Source organism: Oleiphilus sp. HI0080 (assembly GCF_001635135.1).
In genome coordinates this window covers 1-287 of record NZ_LWFU01000028.1, presented here as the reverse complement: position 1 = coordinate 287, position 287 = coordinate 1, and the positions used below count along the sequence as shown (strand labels likewise).

The window sequence follows — 287 nt, the reverse complement described above, 5'->3', positions numbered from 1 at the left end:
GCCGGCGTGGTGGGATTGGCTGTTGCGCGCGCATTGGCGATGTCCGGGCGTAGTGTTTGGATTTTGGATAAAGAAGAGGGTTTTGGAAGGCAAACTTCCTCTCGGAACAGTGAAGTCATTCATGCGGGAATTTACTATCAACTCGATTCCTTGAAGGCGAGGTTATGTGTACGTGGTAAGCATCTGATTTACCAGTACCTCGAAGATAATTCATTACCTTTCGCGCGGTGCGGAAAGCTCATTGTTGCGACAAATGATTCACAAGCTGATCGTTTGGCTCAGATCAA

At 48.1% G+C, this 287-nt stretch carries 1 protein-coding gene; it reads left to right on the top strand.

Translation table 11 applies throughout. The annotated features are described in order from the left end of the window. On the top strand, positions 1 to 287 hold a 287-nt coding region (locus tag A3751_RS00490), incomplete at both ends, for an FAD-dependent oxidoreductase (RefSeq protein ID WP_156492139.1).